The sequence below is a fragment of the Paenibacillus sp. FSL P4-0184 genome (genome assembly GCF_038004625.1).
Lineage (GTDB): Bacteria > Bacillota > Bacilli > Paenibacillales > Paenibacillaceae > Paenibacillus_AQ.
Map to the genome: position 1 here is coordinate 2,690,435 of NZ_JBBORN010000001.1, position 15,681 is coordinate 2,706,115.

The 15,681-nt window shown below is 46.0% G+C and carries 9 protein-coding genes and 1 riboswitch; of the genes, 7 read left to right on the forward strand and 2 right to left on the reverse strand.

The genetic code is table 11. The annotated features are described in order from the left end of the window. Nucleotides 1–110: 110 nt before the first annotated feature. A riboswitch (glycine riboswitch) is annotated at nucleotides 111–209 on the reverse strand. A gap of 277 nt (nucleotides 210–486) precedes the next feature. Beyond that, nucleotides 487–879 carry a glycine cleavage system protein GcvH gene (gcvH, locus tag MKY52_RS11580; RefSeq protein WP_042131286.1) on the forward strand — a complete coding sequence of 131 codons (393 nt, stop codon included), beginning with the start codon at nucleotides 487–489 and terminating at the stop codon, nucleotides 877–879. A 416-nt stretch (nucleotides 880–1,295) separates the two neighbouring features. Here the strand turns inward: gcvH and MKY52_RS11585 are convergent, their stop codons facing one another. Together MKY52_RS11585 and MKY52_RS11590 are read right to left on the reverse strand one after the other, a co-directional pair. After that, nucleotides 1,296–2,132 carry a flagellar motor protein MotB gene (locus tag MKY52_RS11585; RefSeq protein WP_341051478.1) on the reverse strand — a complete coding sequence of 279 codons (837 nt, stop codon included), beginning with the start codon at nucleotides 2,130–2,132 and terminating at the stop codon, nucleotides 1,296–1,298. Further along, nucleotides 2,129–2,911, reverse strand: a complete 783-nt coding sequence (locus MKY52_RS11590) for a flagellar motor protein (protein ID WP_076286986.1) — start codon at nucleotides 2,909–2,911, stop codon at nucleotides 2,129–2,131. Before MKY52_RS11590 ends, MKY52_RS11585 begins: the two co-directional genes overlap by 4 nt. 277 nt (nucleotides 2,912–3,188) lie before the next feature. Here MKY52_RS11590 and uvrB point away from each other — a divergent pair, with 277 nt between their 5' ends. The 6 genes from uvrB (at nucleotide 3,189) to MKY52_RS11620 (ending at nucleotide 15,336) form a co-directional block, all read left to right on the forward strand. Then, complete coding sequence (uvrB, locus tag MKY52_RS11595; RefSeq protein ID WP_341051480.1) at nucleotides 3,189–5,180, forward strand: excinuclease ABC subunit UvrB; 1,992 nt, start codon at nucleotides 3,189–3,191, stop codon at nucleotides 5,178–5,180. Between the two features lie 429 nt (nucleotides 5,181–5,609). Beyond that, the gene (uvrA, locus tag MKY52_RS11600; protein ID WP_341051482.1) at nucleotides 5,610–8,483 is read left to right on the forward strand and encodes an excinuclease ABC subunit UvrA; all 2,874 of its coding nucleotides are present in this window, start codon (nucleotides 5,610–5,612) and stop codon (nucleotides 8,481–8,483) included. 710 nt (nucleotides 8,484–9,193) lie between these two features. Next, the gene (locus tag MKY52_RS11605) at nucleotides 9,194–9,403 is read left to right on the forward strand and encodes a hypothetical protein (RefSeq protein ID WP_042192275.1); all 210 of its coding nucleotides are present in this window, start codon (nucleotides 9,194–9,196) and stop codon (nucleotides 9,401–9,403) included. A 128-nt stretch (nucleotides 9,404–9,531) separates the two neighbouring features. Continuing rightward, nucleotides 9,532–10,665, forward strand: coding sequence for a S1C family serine protease (locus tag MKY52_RS11610; protein ID WP_445670992.1), 1,134 nt, complete (start codon nucleotides 9,532–9,534; stop codon nucleotides 10,663–10,665). 27 nt (nucleotides 10,666–10,692) lie between these two features. Further along, nucleotides 10,693–12,606 (forward strand): stalk domain-containing protein, encoded by a 1,914-nt coding sequence (locus tag MKY52_RS11615; RefSeq protein WP_341051484.1) that lies wholly within the window; start codon nucleotides 10,693–10,695, stop codon nucleotides 12,604–12,606. 207 nt (nucleotides 12,607–12,813) lie between these two features. Beyond that, on the forward strand, nucleotides 12,814–15,336 hold the full coding sequence (locus MKY52_RS11620) for a U32 family peptidase (RefSeq protein ID WP_341051485.1): 2,523 nt from the start codon (nucleotides 12,814–12,816) through the stop codon (nucleotides 15,334–15,336). The last annotated feature ends 345 nt before the right edge of the window (nucleotides 15,337–15,681 follow it).

Below are 15,681 nucleotides of genomic sequence, written 5' to 3' on the forward strand. Positions count from 1 at the left end.
CTTTCTGCTCTGTCCTTTGTACCTGAGAGTTACCCTGCGTAACTAACATGCAAGTTTCCCCGTTGGTGACCTGACGCACTCAGCCTCGCGTCTGATGCTCTCCAGAGGTACGTCCGACAAAGGTCCTTTTGCCTGAGAGATTCACCCCTGTTAGGGCTTACTCCTTCGGCGCCGTCTTCAAGTGAGACAGTCTCTCCCTATGCCATCATCCGCAACTGTATTTGTTTCAAATATAAGAAAGTATATGTTTCACATTATACATTATCCTTATATTTCTTCGAGAAACGGTTATCGTCTATAAAAAGACGACATCGTCGTTTCTTCTTGTATGTCTCCATTAAACGGGTATAGGAGGGCGCTGTCAACAAGAAAAAGTCAAAAAAACGACAAATTTATTTTGCTTTTAGTAATATTGACATTATGCTCCGCGATCACTTAGGCTATAACTAAATTTAGAATTCCAATTTGGAAATGAGGCGGCTTGAAATGAGTGAAGTTTTAGATAACCTTCTTTACAGCGAAGAGCATGAGTGGGCACAGCAAGTGGAAGGACGCGTAGTACGTGTTGGGATTACGGATCATGCTCAGCATTTGTTAGGCGATATCGTATTTGTGGAATTTCCAGAAGTGGGTTCGGCCATTTCAGCTGGCGACAGCGTAGGCAGTATTGAATCCGTTAAGACCGTATCGGAACTGTATTCACCCGTCTCAGGGACGGTTACCAAGATTAATGACGGTTTAGAAGCTAGTCCAGAACTGATCAACGATAAGCCTTATGGCGAGGGTTGGATTTTTGAAATTGAAGTGGACGGAGAGTATGCTGATGCTGTAAAAGGACTGCTAGATGCAGCTGGATATCGTGCATTGGTAGGGGAGTAATTCTAAAATTTTTCTGAATATTAAATTCACCGAATGTGATATTTATAGCAGCAAGTTTCCGTTTTTGGGGACTTGCTGTTTGGTGTTTTTATATAGATAGTGGTGGTGAATTTTTGAGTTAAATCCTGGGACTGTTTGGAATTATGGAAAACCTCCCTTATTTTAGACGAGTATAGCGTGACACTAAGGGTTTTAGGGTATTCCTCCCTAAAATTTCAGTGAAAAGCGCTATTTCTGACTAAATAGGGTATTAATCAGGGAGGAATTCCCTAATTCTGCGCCTGGACAAGGGAATAGGCAGATAATCAGGGAGTATTTCCGTAATAAATAGTGGTGGGCTCATTTTGGTATGTTGATAAGCAGATTCGCTCCCGCACAGGCCTAGCTATTGTAACTAGCTCTGAGTAAAACATTTTTTAGGCACCCTCTTGAAGTTGACGAAGCACAATGATCTCTACACGGCGGTTCTTTTGCTGCCCTGCTGCCGATGTATTATCCGCGGTGGGCTGGGTATCAGCATAACCTGCGTATTGAAAATTGTCGGGATTCAATCCCTCCCGATCTAAGAAAAAGCGAAGCACTGACAGCGCACGAGCACCAGACAGCTCCCAGTTGTCGTTATAGTGAGAAGCCGAAGATACTGGCGTATTGTCGGTATGTCCTTCAATGCTGATCTTTGCGCCGATATCGCTGAATAAGCCAGATAACTGCTGAAGAGCAGGCAGGGCTGGAGACTTCAGGTCTGCCTTACCTATAGCGAAGAGAAAACGGTCACTTAGTGTGATTTCTATCCCCTGCGGTTTGTCGGCAACAAAAATTTGTTCTCCGAGATTATTTTCCTCTACATAGTTCGTAATCACACCCATTAATTCAGCAAGTTTAGCCTCTTGTTCTCGAAAAGCAAGTTCACGTGCCGAAGGTGTTTCGTTCTCCGTTTGTTCAGCAGATCCATCATTCGGTCTCGCAGTTGCAGCTGCATTCCCATTCCCGTCTGTACTTTCCGGTTTGTTCTCAGTTGATTTCCCAGCATCTAAAATGCCGTTCCCACCCTCAAGGACAGTGCTGCCAGATTTGAAGGTCTCGGATAACGAGCCTGTCACGATGTTATATTTGTCAGTATCCAGGCTGCTCATCGCATACAATATAACGAAAAAAATAAGTAAAAGTGTAATTAGATCAGCATAAGTAATCATCCAACGGTCGCGGCTTTCCCGAGTCTCTACACGCCGCTTGCGCCGGTCTCTTTGTCTCATAGAAGACCTCTAGTTTCCGCACGGTCATTCGTGTCCGTGTCTGAGATGAATGAGTTCAGTTTTTTACGCACCAGCAAGGGGTGATCCCCGTTCTGCAAAGAAAGAATGCCGACGAGCAGCATTTCCATACTATGTAGCTGGCTTTGACTGCGGGATTTGATTTTGGAAGCGATGGGTAAAAATATTAAATTAGCGATGGCAACACCGTACAGTGTTGCGGTAAATGCCACTGCGATAGATGTGCCCAGATTTGACGGATCTGTAAGGTTGCCAAGTACACGGATGAGGCCCATCACCGTCCCGATAATTCCCATCGTTGGTGCATAACCACCTGCAGCTTCAAAAATCTTAGCATAGTTCTCATGCTTCAATTCTTTAGCATCCATTTCTAATTCAAGAATCTGTCTTACCTGCTCAGGATCAGTACCGTCCACAATAAGAAGTAGACCTTCACGTGTAAAAGGGTCCGGATGTTCTTCAGCTTGTTTTTCTAACATTAGAACGCCGCCGCGACGGGCCACGGTTGCCATTGCAATGAGTTCTTCTGCTTTTTCTACATCACGATCAGGGTTGCTACCGAAAGCCATGCGTAATGCTGTTGGAATGGAGCGCAGCTTAGATGCCGGGAAACTGATCATAACGGCGGCAAACGTACCCCCGAACACAATCAAAGCTGCATTAAGCTGCAGCAGTCCTGAGAGGCTTCCGCCTTCCCAGAGATAGCCGCCGATTAACGCAGCCAGTCCAGCCAATAGGCCGATTATTGAGGTAATATCCATGCTTCAAGCTCCTAACATTTCTATGTATTATGGTTTGCAACGATCTAGTCAACACTGTATAATGAACGGGAACACATATTCTTATCTTCCATATTTTTTAATTATAAGAAAGTATAAGTTTCACGTTATACTTTAATCCTTATAATTCTCGCACAAACGCTTAACGTCTTTTAGAGACGTCAAGGGCGTTTTAGCTTGCCATCGTATGGAGAGAGAACATTCAGACAACAATTATAATATATTAATCTAGTTTAGACGATAGAGGGGAGACGGGCAAATGAGTGATATTGTCGTCAGTACAAAGACTTTTGAATTGGAGTCCGAGTATACACCCCAGGGCGATCAGCCTCATGCCATAGAGGAATTACTACAAGGCATCCGGCAGGGCAAGAAGCACCAGACGCTGCTGGGCGCGACGGGTACGGGGAAGACGTTTACCGTTGCACAAGTTATTTCCAAATTAAACCGCCCGACGTTAGTTATTGCGCACAACAAGACTTTGGCTGCCCAACTGGCGAGTGAGTTTAAGGAGTTTTTTCCGCATAATTCGGTAGACTATTTCGTCAGCTACTACGACTATTACCAACCAGAGGCGTATATTCCCTCCTCCGATACTTATATCGAGAAAGACTCCAGTATTAATGAAGAGATTGATAAATTGCGCCACTCCGCAACGAGCTCCTTGTTCGAACGGCGTGACGTTATTATTGTGGCGAGTGTGTCTTGTATTTACGGCCTCGGTTCGCCGATGGAATACGGAAGCTTGCTTTTGTCATTGCGGGTAGGGATGGAGAAGCCTCGAAATGAGATTTTGAGCAGGCTAGTGGATATCCAGTACCAGCGTAATGATATCAATTTTGTACGCGGAACCTTCCGTGTACGTGGTGACGTGGTTGAGATTTTCCCGGCATCTCAGGGTGAGCATGCTATTCGGGTCGAATTGTTCGGTGATGAAATTGAGCGAATTACTGAGATTGATGTACTGACGGGTGAATTGATCGGGGAGCGCGATCATGTTGCTATTTTCCCGGCGTCTCACTTTGTTACCAAGGAAGAAACGATGCGAGTGGCACTGGTCAACATTGAAAAAGAGCTGGAAGACCGCTTAACGGTTCTTCGTGACGCAGGTAAGCTTCTTGAAGCTCAGCGTCTGGAACAGCGGACACGTTATGATATTGAGATGATGAAAGAAGTGGGCTTCTGTTCTGGGATTGAGAACTATTCCGGACCGCTCACCTTCCGTAAACCAGGGGCAACTCCGTATACATTAATGGATTATTTTCCGGATGATATGCTGATCATTATTGATGAGTCCCATGTAACACTTCCGCAGATTCGGGCGATGTATAATGGTGACCGGGCGCGTAAGACGGTACTGGTAGAGCATGGTTTCCGTTTGCCGTCTGCGCTGGATAACCGTCCACTCCAGTTCGAGGAATTCGAAGAAAAGGTGAAGCAGATCGTATATGTTTCAGCGACACCAGGACCCTATGAAATGGAGCACTGCGACACCATGGTGCAGCAGATTATCCGGCCTACAGGTCTTTTGGATCCGATCATTGAGGTTCGTCCTACAGAGGGACAAATCGATGACTTGATTAGTGAAATTCGTGATCGGGTGGAACGAGACGAACGCGTACTCGTCACAACGTTGACGAAGAAGATGTCGGAGGATCTGACGGATTACTTTAAGGAAATTGGGATTAAGGTTCGTTATATGCACTCTGATATCAAAACGCTGGAGCGGATGGCGATCTTACGTGATCTTCGTCTTGGTACATTCCATGTTTTGGTAGGGATTAACCTGCTAAGAGAAGGTCTTGACCTCCCGGAAGTATCGCTGGTCGCTATTCTCGATGCGGATAAAGAGGGCTTCCTTCGTTCCGAACGCTCCCTAATTCAGACGATTGGTCGTGCGGCCCGTAACTCCGAGGGTCGTGTAATCATGTACGGTGATCGAATCACTGATTCGATGGAGAAGGCGATGAGCGAAACGTCGCGTCGTCGCGCCATCCAGATCGCCCATAATGAGAAACACGGCATTACCCCAACCACCATTAATAAAAAGGTGCGTGACATCATCGAGGCTACGAAGGTTGCCGAGACTAAAGCGGATTACCTCACGGGTGTTGGTGGCAAGATGAATAAGAAAGAGAAACAAAGCCTAATCCAGCGTCTGGAAGCCGAGATGAAGGACGCTGCGAAGAACCTGCAATTCGAACGCGCGGCAGAGCTGCGTGACGCCTTGTTGGAGCTTCGGGCCGAGTAATAAACCTTAAATGAATCACCGATATTTAGAATAAGTAATTGAACGGTGCTGTCCTGGCCGTTCTTTTTGAATAAATAGATGGACGCGCATCCCGTAGGGACAGTGCCCTGCAATGCTTTTGGCACTTACGCGTATCCCGTAGGGACAGCGTTTCGCAACGCTATAGCAGTTGCGGTAATTTCGCACTTTCCGCTCTTAGCTAGTGTGCGCCTAACGACCAAGCGGTCCCGTAGGGATAAGCGATCCGAACGTCGTAGTCACTAAGTCCCGTCCCACCAATCTCCTTCGCCCAAAAATGCGGGTGTCCAGAGGGTGCAACCCTTGGGGCCCTCCCTTGGAAGGGAGGGTTTGGGAGGGATCGAAAACGCTTTTAATAAAGCTCTGAAATTGTTAAAGTTTTGATATTTGATTCATTAAGGAGAGGTTCCGTTGGCGAACGATAATATTGTAATTAAAGGCGCGAGAGCGCACAATCTCAAAAACATCGATGTGACGATTCCACGTGACCGTTTCGTCGTGCTGACGGGGCTGAGCGGCTCGGGTAAGTCTTCGCTTGCATTTGATACGATTTATGCTGAAGGACAGCGGCGTTATGTTGAATCCTTGTCAGCTTATGCTCGTCAGTTCTTGGGCCAAATGGAGAAGCCGGATGTGGATTCGATAGACGGATTATCTCCGGCAATCTCTATTGATCAAAAGACAACAAGTCGCAACCCGCGCTCCACAGTTGGTACGGTTACTGAGATCTATGACTATTTGCGGTTGCTTTTCGCACGGATCGGTCACCCTCATTGTCCAGAGCACGGAATTGAGATTACTTCCCAGACCGTTGAACAAATGGTAGACCGGATTATGCAGTATCCTGAGAAGACTCGTTTGCAAATCCTAGCGCCTATCATTTCAGGGCGTAAAGGGGAACACAAAGGACTTTTCACAGACATTTCTAAGCAAGGGTTCGTACGTGTGCGTGTGGACGGTGAGCTAAGAGATCTGTCTGAGGATATTGAACTTGAGAAGAATAAAAAACACACCATAGAAGTTGTTGTGGACCGGATTGTCGTTAAAGATGATATGGAGACCCGGCTGACGGATTCATTGGAGACGGCGCTTAAGCTTTCGGGCGGTAAAATCCTTGTGGATATCATCGGTCAGGAAGAGCTGCTGTTCAGTTCAAACTTTGCTTGTCCGATTTGTGGTTTTAGTATTGAAGAGCTGGCACCACGTATGTTCTCATTCAACAGTCCGTTTGGAGCCTGTACAGAGTGCGACGGACTTGGTATGAAGATGGTGGTCGATCCAGACCTGCTTATTCCTGATGCTGAGAAATCCATTGAAGAGGGTGCTTTTTTAGCTTGGACTGGAAGTACCTCTAATTACTATCCGCAATTTCTGAAGTCCGTGTGTGAGCATTTTAATATTCCACAGAACGTTCCAGTGAGCAGTTTAACACCTGATCATATGAATAAACTACTGCATGGTACAGGTAGCGAGAAGGTTCGCTTCAAATATGAGAATGATTTTGGACAAAAGAAAGATGCGATGGTTGCTTTTGAAGGGATTATTCCGAATCTGGAGCGTCGTTACCGGGAGACCGCATCTGACGGTATTCGTGAATTTATCGAAGGATTTATGAGTGCTAAGCCTTGTCATGTCTGTAAGGGTAAACGTCTGAAGAAAGAAATTTTGGCGGTTACGATCAACGAACAAAATATTTCGGATATTACCGATCTCTCGATTGGTGACTGTCAGCATTGGTTTGAAGAAATAAAGTTAAGTGAGAAAGAGACAGCTATCGCCAATCTCATTCTTAAGGAAATCTGCAATCGTCTGGGGTTCCTGGTGAATGTCGGATTGGACTATTTGACACTTAGCCGCGCAGCAGGCTCACTGTCTGGTGGTGAAGCGCAGCGTATTCGTTTGGCCACTCAGATCGGTTCCAGTTTGATGGGTGTACTGTACATTCTGGATGAGCCAAGTATTGGTCTGCATCAACGGGATAATGATCGCCTGATCTCTACGCTTGCTCATATGCGTGACCTAGGCAATACGTTGATTGTTGTAGAGCATGACGAAGATACGATGATGGCAGCGGACTATATTATTGATATCGGACCGGGTGCGGGTATTCATGGTGGACAAGTTATGGCGCAAGGAACACCGGAAGAGATTATGAAAGATCCGAATTCTTTAACCGGTGAATATTTGAGCGGTCGTAAGTTTATTCCAGTTACCACTAAGCGTCGTGCTACCGATGATCGTTGGATAGAAATTCGTGGCGCTAAAGAGAATAACCTGAAAAATGTGAATGTGAAGATTCCATTAGGTGTGTTTACGGCGGTGACTGGTGTGTCGGGCTCCGGTAAATCTTCACTTATTAACGAAATTCTGTACAAGAGCTTGGCACGGCAGCTGAATAAGGCTGTGAAGGTGCGTCCGGGTCAGCACAAAGAAATTCGCGGCTTGGAAAATCTCGATAAGGTTATTGAAATCGACCAATCGCCAATTGGGCGTACACCACGTTCTAACCCAGCAACCTATACTGGCGTATTTGACGACATTCGTGATCTGTTCTCGAAGACGAATGAGGCAAAGGTACGGGGGTTCCAAAAGGGACGCTTTAGCTTTAACGTAAAAGGCGGACGCTGTGAAGCTTGCCGTGGGGACGGAATTATCAAGATTGAGATGCACTTCTTGCCTGACGTATACGTTCCTTGCGAGGTATGTAAAGGTAAACGTTATAACCGGGAAACACTAGAAGTGAAATATAAAGGAAAAAACATTTCCGACGTGCTGGAGATGACTGTAGAGGATGCTACAGAGTTCTTCGTGAATATCCCGCGTATTCATCGTAAAATGCAAACGCTGATGGATGTTGGGCTTGGTTACATTAAGATAGGTCAGCCAGGTACAACATTATCCGGTGGTGAAGCGCAACGCGTGAAGTTGGCATCTGAACTATACCGTCGTAGTACAGGCAAGACACTCTATATTTTGGATGAGCCTACAACAGGTCTGCATGTGGACGACATTGGTCGTTTACTAGAAGTATTGCACCGCTTGGTCGATTCCGGAGAATCGGTTCTTGTCATTGAGCATAATCTGGACGTTATTAAGACAGCGGATTATATCATCGATATGGGACCAGAAGGCGGCAGTGGCGGCGGAACCGTACTGGCAACAGGAACACCAGAGAAGATCATTACTGTTACGGAGTCTTACACAGGTAAGTATCTGAAGCCAGTTCTGATTCGTGATACGGAGCGTACTGAAGCGCTTATGCTTGAGACGGCGGAAACTACCTAAGCTATAAATAGCTGGATAGTATAACTACTAAATAATAAAGGTCGCGGCAATTTGCCGTGGCCTTTATTGTTTGTTGTCCAAAATTATTATTTTGGGAAAACAATTGATCGGTACAATTGCTGGTAGTCACCAGTAAATTAGAGCCTTTATCCATTCTGATGTGAGTTTTCTAGTAAATGTTATATGACTCCTATAAAAAGAATACTAAATAATAGACGGGATAGGCATATGTAGGGCATGTCCGTCGTAAGATTTAATGAGGAACATGCTGTTGCTGTAAGTATACTTAATGGGTAATAGAATAACTGTAGGCTCGATGGTTCCTTGAAAAATAAATAACTAATTGTAATATACATTTTGTTTCTATTAAAAGCTTCAGCTACTAGATTGGGGAAGCAGCCTTAGAACTAAAATCAAACCGATAATCGGCTAATTTGAGGGGGCTTAATCCATAACTGATATTCATTTCATCACCTTCAAAAAATAGAGCATTACTCGTTAGGTTTGTATCGCTTTCGCCGGAAAACACCAAACGTCAATGAACAAAATCATTAATTTATCCGATTTTGCAGCAATAAAATATTTTTTTTGCGACAAATACATAATTTTTCTACAAAACCTATTGCATCGCCCAAATGGTAGCGATAACATAGAAGAGGATATGGGGAATACTGGATCTTGCTTGACAACATTTTTGAGGAGGTAAGGTAATGCTACTTGCAGAAGTTGCCGCGCAAGGACCGTCTAAATTTCATACCTTTGATGTTTTTATGATTTTATTCACTATCCTAATTTTGGTTGGAGTCGTTCGGTTACTGAGAGCTCCCCAAAAGAACAAGTTCGCCATTGCTTTCGGAGCGGTTAGTTTGTTGGTTTTTATAATCTCTGACTATGCCATGGTGATGCATTGGTTAAGTTAACGGAAGAATTAAATTGAACAGCTTTGCACCAAAAGACTCCTTTAACGCCGTGGGCGCATTGAAGGTGTCTTTTTTCAAATTATATAATGTAAAATTTATCCATTTGCAGAGAGAGGGTCTGGTGAAGGTTGATGAGGATTGGGGAGAAGCTGGTGAAGAAAGGAATGGGCTTGCTGCTGTGCGGTGTGTTGCTGTCAGGAGTATGGAGTGAGTCGGTTTATGCGTTGGGTGATACGACTAAGACGGTTAGCGCGGCGACCACAACCCAGAGAGACAAAATCAAAAATTCAACAACAGCGGAAGACCCCGTACCAGGGATTATTAAAAGTATCACCCCCTCAGTAGTGGGCATTATCGGCAAAGACGATAGTGGGGGGACTAGCGGACCGGATGATCGATACAATCTGACGCATGGTTCTGGCATTATTGTGAAATCGAATGGATGGATTGTAACCAATGCACATGTCATCAAGGATCTGCAGAATGCCTTGGTAGTGACGTCGGACTCCAAAACCTACAGCATTAAAGAAACATATCTAGATGAAGTTAGTGATCTGGCCCTGATCAAAATCAATGCAACCTCCCTTAAACCTGCAAAGTTTATTCCATCGACCGGCAAAACCGTTGTTGGTGAGAAGGTAGTGGCCGTCGGAACACCGATTAGCTTTTCTCTAAGGAATTCAGCGACCGTAGGGGTTATAAGTGGCCTTAACCGTGAAGTAGCTGCGGCTTATCGTCTGATCCAAAGTGACACAGCGATTAATCCCGGGAATAGCGGGGGCCCGCTAGTGAATATGAAGGGCGAAGTGCTGGGAATAAACAGTCTGAAATACTCAGCGGTGGGCGTGGAGAATATGGGCTTCTCTATACCCTCGGATACCGTGCAGTATATTATGAACCAGCTTTTTAAGTACGGTGAAGTAAAGCACCCGAGTCTTGGGCTGGAACTAGAGCCGAGCTGGTCTACGATTGTAGGATTGCCAACGCTCGATCCCCTGACTGTAACCAAAGTGAATTCTGCTGAAGCACGTAAGGCGGGTGTTGCCGAAGATGATGTCTTGTATAGCATTGACGGCCACCGTGTGGTCTCACTAGTTGATATTAATGAATTGTTTAAAAGCTATTCTCCGGGTACAACGGTACGACTGGTTATGCAAAGTGATGGGGATATCGTCATCCGTAAGCTGGTGCTCACTCAGGGTGATCCCCTATTAAGTGAAGAGGGTGCAGGAGCAGATGGAGACGAGCATACGGAAGAGTGATCAGGAAACTCGAGAGGGGGACGGTAAATGGGCTTTAAAGTTTTAAAACAAGGATTGTGTGCGATGCTGGCTTTATTATTGCTATTTTCTATATTACCGATACAAACCGTACGGGCAGCAGAAACAGACAAGCTACAGTTGAGTCTTAAAGTTGGCAGTACTTCTGCTACGGTGAATGGCAAGAAGGTGATTATCGAGCGGCCTTATATGGAGAACGGAACGGTTATGGTACCGCTCGGGGTTTTTAAAAAGACATTTGGCAGCACGGTTTCCTTAGAAGGAAATGATGTAGTGAAAGTAACGTACGGCTCTCATACAGGGTTAATGACGATTGGTAGTATTAGTGCCTGGAAGGATGAGACTAAAGTTAAACTCACCTCCGCGCCTCGGATGGTTTCAGGTGTGTTGATGGTGCCGCTGCGTTTTGTGGCGAGTGTACTGGGTGCAACCCTCTCCCAGGGTAACGGTGGTGAGCTGATCATTACCTTAGCTCCTGCTGACAATGAAGGCGATGTGCCAGTAGATACTGGCATTGATAGCGATGTGGGGAAGACGCAAATTGGGAACAGTTATTTTCAATGGACACTAAATTATCCGTCTGGACTGATTGCTGGAAATAGCGGTGGTGATGAGAGTGTGGCTACCTTCTCCAGTGCGGACAATCTTTATTATTTGGAGATTCATGCAAGTGATCAGGCGGTTTCAGTGGATGCAGATGGGCTTCTGGAGCAACTAGTTCGGGAAGTCGAGGAAGGTGGGGAGTTAATATTAGATCGAGAATCTTTCCCTAATGCCTCAGTACCTTATGCACGATTGGTCAGTAAAGATTCTAACGGAGCACTCTGGGAAAACAGGCTGATCTATGCTGAAGGTAGACTTTACGAGATTTATTTGACGGATGAGAAAGCCGCTAATTATAAGGATTTAGCCAAATATGCGGGGTTACTGAGCTCTTTTCGGCCCTCTTTTGACACTAAGGATAACAAAATCCGTGATCTCTCTACCGTAAAGAATGGTTTAAGTGAAGTCTATAATGAGGACTATGGTATCTCACTACAGGTTCCTGCCGCTTGGACTAAGGATGACCAGCATTTCTATTATGAAAGTAAACAAGGAAGTCATTTGAGTGTGGCGATTACATCGGCACCTGCTGGTTCTACACTAGAGAGATGGGCTGATGAGCTGAAGACAAAAACGCAGGAGAACTTTGTAGCGGACGCTTATGTTGTTAAAGGTAGCATGAAGTCTGAAATCTCCGGCGTACCTGCACAAATAAGTGAGACACAGCTGAATTTCGGCAACGGTTGGACGACAGAATATCAGGCAATCGTGCTCAAGAATGGGTACCGTTACTATTTTGAATATGTGACACCTCCTGGACAAGAAGACGATAAGGCCAAATTCAAAGCTATTATATCCTCTATTGATATTGATTTTGATCTGTTGAAGGAGAACTTCGGGCGACTCGCTAGCGATGACTATAAGACAATCAAGAATAAAACGATAACGAAAGTATCCAAAAGATACGGCTATGCCATCGACATTCCACGTTTATGGACACCCAATCAAGATGTATTCGAGACACAGTTGGTAGAGTATCGGTTCATCGGAGGACGTTTCCAGATTAACTCGAAACCTGAAAGCTCAGTCGATTATGCGGTGAATATGCTCAAAGATTCTTATCAGAATAAAAATAATGATCCTAAAGGTCCTCGCATTGAAAGTATAGTGGAGTCTACCTTTGCCGGTGTTCCTGCTACGATCTTTACTGTGCATCAAATCAAGAATGGTGTTCCTGTCCGCAGTAAGCACGTTGTTTTTGGTAAAAATGAGGTGGTCTACACGATTACTGTTACGCTAAATGATGCCAATGCTACTGCAGAACAGCAAGCTATGTTGGATAAAACGCTACAGTCGTTTCGGTTTACAGGGAATGAGTAGTTTAGAGTTGTGTGGAGTTCAGGACTAACTAATAGTAGAGTGTAATTCAATCAGATGAGGAACGTCCTTGTAGCCAAAATGGCAGGGGACGTTCTTTTCTTTATATAAATGTTGGTAAACACATGGCGCTGAGATGTGATATTTGATACAATTATCAAGTTAATCAACTAGAAATGACCCGCCACATGGCGGTTTGGGAGGATATAAATGAAAGAGCAACAAATACGCAGAGAAGACGTGGAGCTATTGGCACCTGCAGGTGACTGGGACTGCATGCGTGCGGCGGTAGCGAACGGAGCGGATGCTATCTTTTTTGGCGTAGAGAAGTTTAATGCACGGGCGAGAGCGAATAACTTTCGCATGGACGAGCTGACGGAAATTATGGCGTTTTTGCATAGCTATGGTGTGAAGGGTTTCCTGACCTTTAATATACTGGTTTTTGAAAATGAATTGTCTGATGCGAAAGAACTGATTGACGCTTGTGTAGATGCTGGCGTGGACGCAGTGATTGTTCAGGATTTAGGTTTGGTCAAAATGATTCGTGAAATCTCACCAGACTTCCCGATTCATGGATCGACACAGATGACGATTACTTCCCCGGAGGCGGTTGAGTTCACTAAGCCTTTCAGTTTGGAACGTGTGGTACTCGGTCGTGAGAACAATCTGAAGCAAATTAAGACGATAGGGGAACAAGCCCGTCTACCGATGGAAGTATTCGTGCACGGAGCCTTATGTGTCTCTTATTCGGGTCAATGCCTAACTTCGGAAATGTGGGGTGGACGCTCCGCCAACCGCGGAGAATGTGCTCAAGCTTGCCGTCTGCCTTATGATCTGATGGTGGATGGAGAAGTTAAACCAATGGGTGATGTGACTTATTTGCTCTCCCCTAAGGATTTGGCAGCTATTGATCTTATGCCTGAGCTGATCGAGGCGGGTGTAACTTCTTTCAAAATCGAAGGGCGCCTCAAGAGCCCGGAATACGTTGCGAATGTAGTTAGTAAGTACCGTAAGGCAATTGATCGGTATTTTGATGGCGATATGTCCAAACCATCGAAGGAAGAAGTTCGTGAACTGCAACAAAGCTTCTCCCGCGGTTTCACGCATGGTTTCCTAGATGGAACGAACAATAAGAAACTGGTAGACGGAACTTTCCCGAAAAGCCGTGGTGTATATCTCGGAACGGTTGAACAAATTCTTCGCGATGGTGTAGTCTGCCGTATTCATGCATCGCTTAAGCGGGGAGACGGAATCGTGTTTGATGCAGGAGATCCGACGAAAAAAGAAGAGGGTGGACGCGTATACGATCTTCGTCGTAAAGGTGTGAAGCTCGAAGGCCAAGCCGGAGAAGGTTGGATTATCGACATCGTAGCGGGTCGTAATGATGTGGACCTGCGTCGTCTAAATATTGGTGACCGCATTTGGAAGACCAATGACCCTGCGCTAGATAAGGCGCTGCGTCAGACTTATGAGACTGAGAAGCCGTACCGGGTATTCCCGGTACATGTGCGAGTGCAGGGCTGCGTCGGCGAGAAGCTGACCACCTGGTGGACGGATGTTCAGAAGAACGTTACCGTCCGTGTGGACTCGGAGCTTGCGCTGGAAGCGGCACAAAAGCGTCCGATGGATACCGCGCTGCTGGAAGAACAATTCGGCCGCCTGGGCGGAACCGTGTTCCAGCTTGACGCGCTAGAGTCGCATCTGCAAGGCGACGTCATCGTCCCTATGCGCGAGCTGAACAGCATCCGCCGCCAAGCGGTGGAGCTGCTTGCGGGCGAGCGCCCGAAACCGCCCGTGTACGTGAAACGGGCGATCGAGGTCTACGGCGACGCTACCCGCAGGGGCGTCGCTCCGCAGCGCGCTGGTGAAGCGGAGCTCACCGCGCTGTGCCGCAGCCTGCCGCAGGTGCAGGCTGCGCTCGAGGTCGGCGTGAGAAACATCTACGCCGACTTCGAGTTTATCAAGCAGTTCCCGGCAGCGGTAGATGCGGTACGGGCTGCAGGGGCCAGCATCGCGCTGGCCACACCGCGCATTCATATGCCGGGCGAGAACGGCTACCACGCCAATATTCTGCGCTTGCAGCCTGATGCCGTGTTAGTGCGCAATACCGGCGCGCTGTATTATTATCTGCGCCGCCGTCAAGAGCAACCGGATGCTGTGCATCCACGCCTGATCGGTGATTTCTCATTGAATATTGCCAATCATAAGGCAGTGGATCTGTTCCTTGAGGCAGGCTGTGACATGGTAACACCGTCCTATGACTTGAACATTCAACAGATGGTCGACCTGCTGGAACATAGTGATACTTCTCGTATGGAGATTGTTATTCATCAGCATTTGCCGATGTTTCATACAGAGCACTGTGTATACTGTACCTTCATGAGTGAAGGTACAGACTTTACGAACTGTGGTCGTCCATGTGAAGAGCATCGTGCTTCTTTGCAAGATCGTATTGGAATGTCACATCCTGTTCGTGTGGATGAAGGCTGCCGTAATACCGTCTATAATGCAGTTGAACAGTCCGGTGCGGAGTATTTGAATAATTTCCGTGATCTAGGCGTATCCTCGTACCGCGTGGAGTTCCTGGAAGAGACACCAGAGCAAGTGGCTGAGGTAATTACCCTCTATAGCCGCGCACTTCGTGGCGAAATCTCTGGTACGCAGGTATGGAAAAGCTTGAAGGCTACCAACCAGCTGGGGGTTACACGGGGGCAATTGGTTAACGCGAAGTAATAAAGGAAGAATGAAGAGCACTTCTTAGAATAGACGTTGGAAGAACCCGTGGGTGAATCCGATTAATTCTAGGAGGTGCATTTTTTATGTCTTTATTTAATCCTTTCCTTTCCGGGCTGAACTCGATCAAGGACCAGAATTAAATCGTTTACAGTTGGAACTGAATGCTTTGAAAGGTGTTTGCAAATTTAGATTCGGGAGGGTCTTCTCTCATCTTATGGTTAAAATTATAATCGAGGTATTGACGAAGGACAAAGAAGAATTGATGATTATATACGATTTTACAACGAAGACAGAGTATAACGAAGACTAAAGATGCTAACTCCTATTGAGTATAGTATTCAA

What these genes read in the sequence shown, in the direction of transcription:
- gcvH (WP_042131286.1), top strand. Translation starts at nt 487, where the DNA reads ATGAGTGAAGTTTTAGATAACCTTCTTTACAGCGAAGAGCATGAGTGG.
- MKY52_RS11585 (WP_341051478.1), bottom strand. Translation starts at nt 2,132, where the DNA reads ATGAGACAAAGAGACCGGCGCAAGCGGCGTGTAGAGACTCGGGAAAGC.
- MKY52_RS11590 (WP_076286986.1), bottom strand. Translation starts at nt 2,911, where the DNA reads ATGGATATTACCTCAATAATCGGCCTATTGGCTGGACTGGCTGCGTTA.
- uvrB (WP_341051480.1), top strand. Translation starts at nt 3,189, where the DNA reads ATGAGTGATATTGTCGTCAGTACAAAGACTTTTGAATTGGAGTCCGAG.
- MKY52_RS11605 (WP_042192275.1), top strand. Translation starts at nt 9,194, where the DNA reads ATGCTACTTGCAGAAGTTGCCGCGCAAGGACCGTCTAAATTTCATACC.
- MKY52_RS11615 (WP_341051484.1), top strand. Translation starts at nt 10,693, where the DNA reads ATGGGCTTTAAAGTTTTAAAACAAGGATTGTGTGCGATGCTGGCTTTA.
- MKY52_RS11620 (WP_341051485.1), top strand. Translation starts at nt 12,814, where the DNA reads ATGAAAGAGCAACAAATACGCAGAGAAGACGTGGAGCTATTGGCACCT.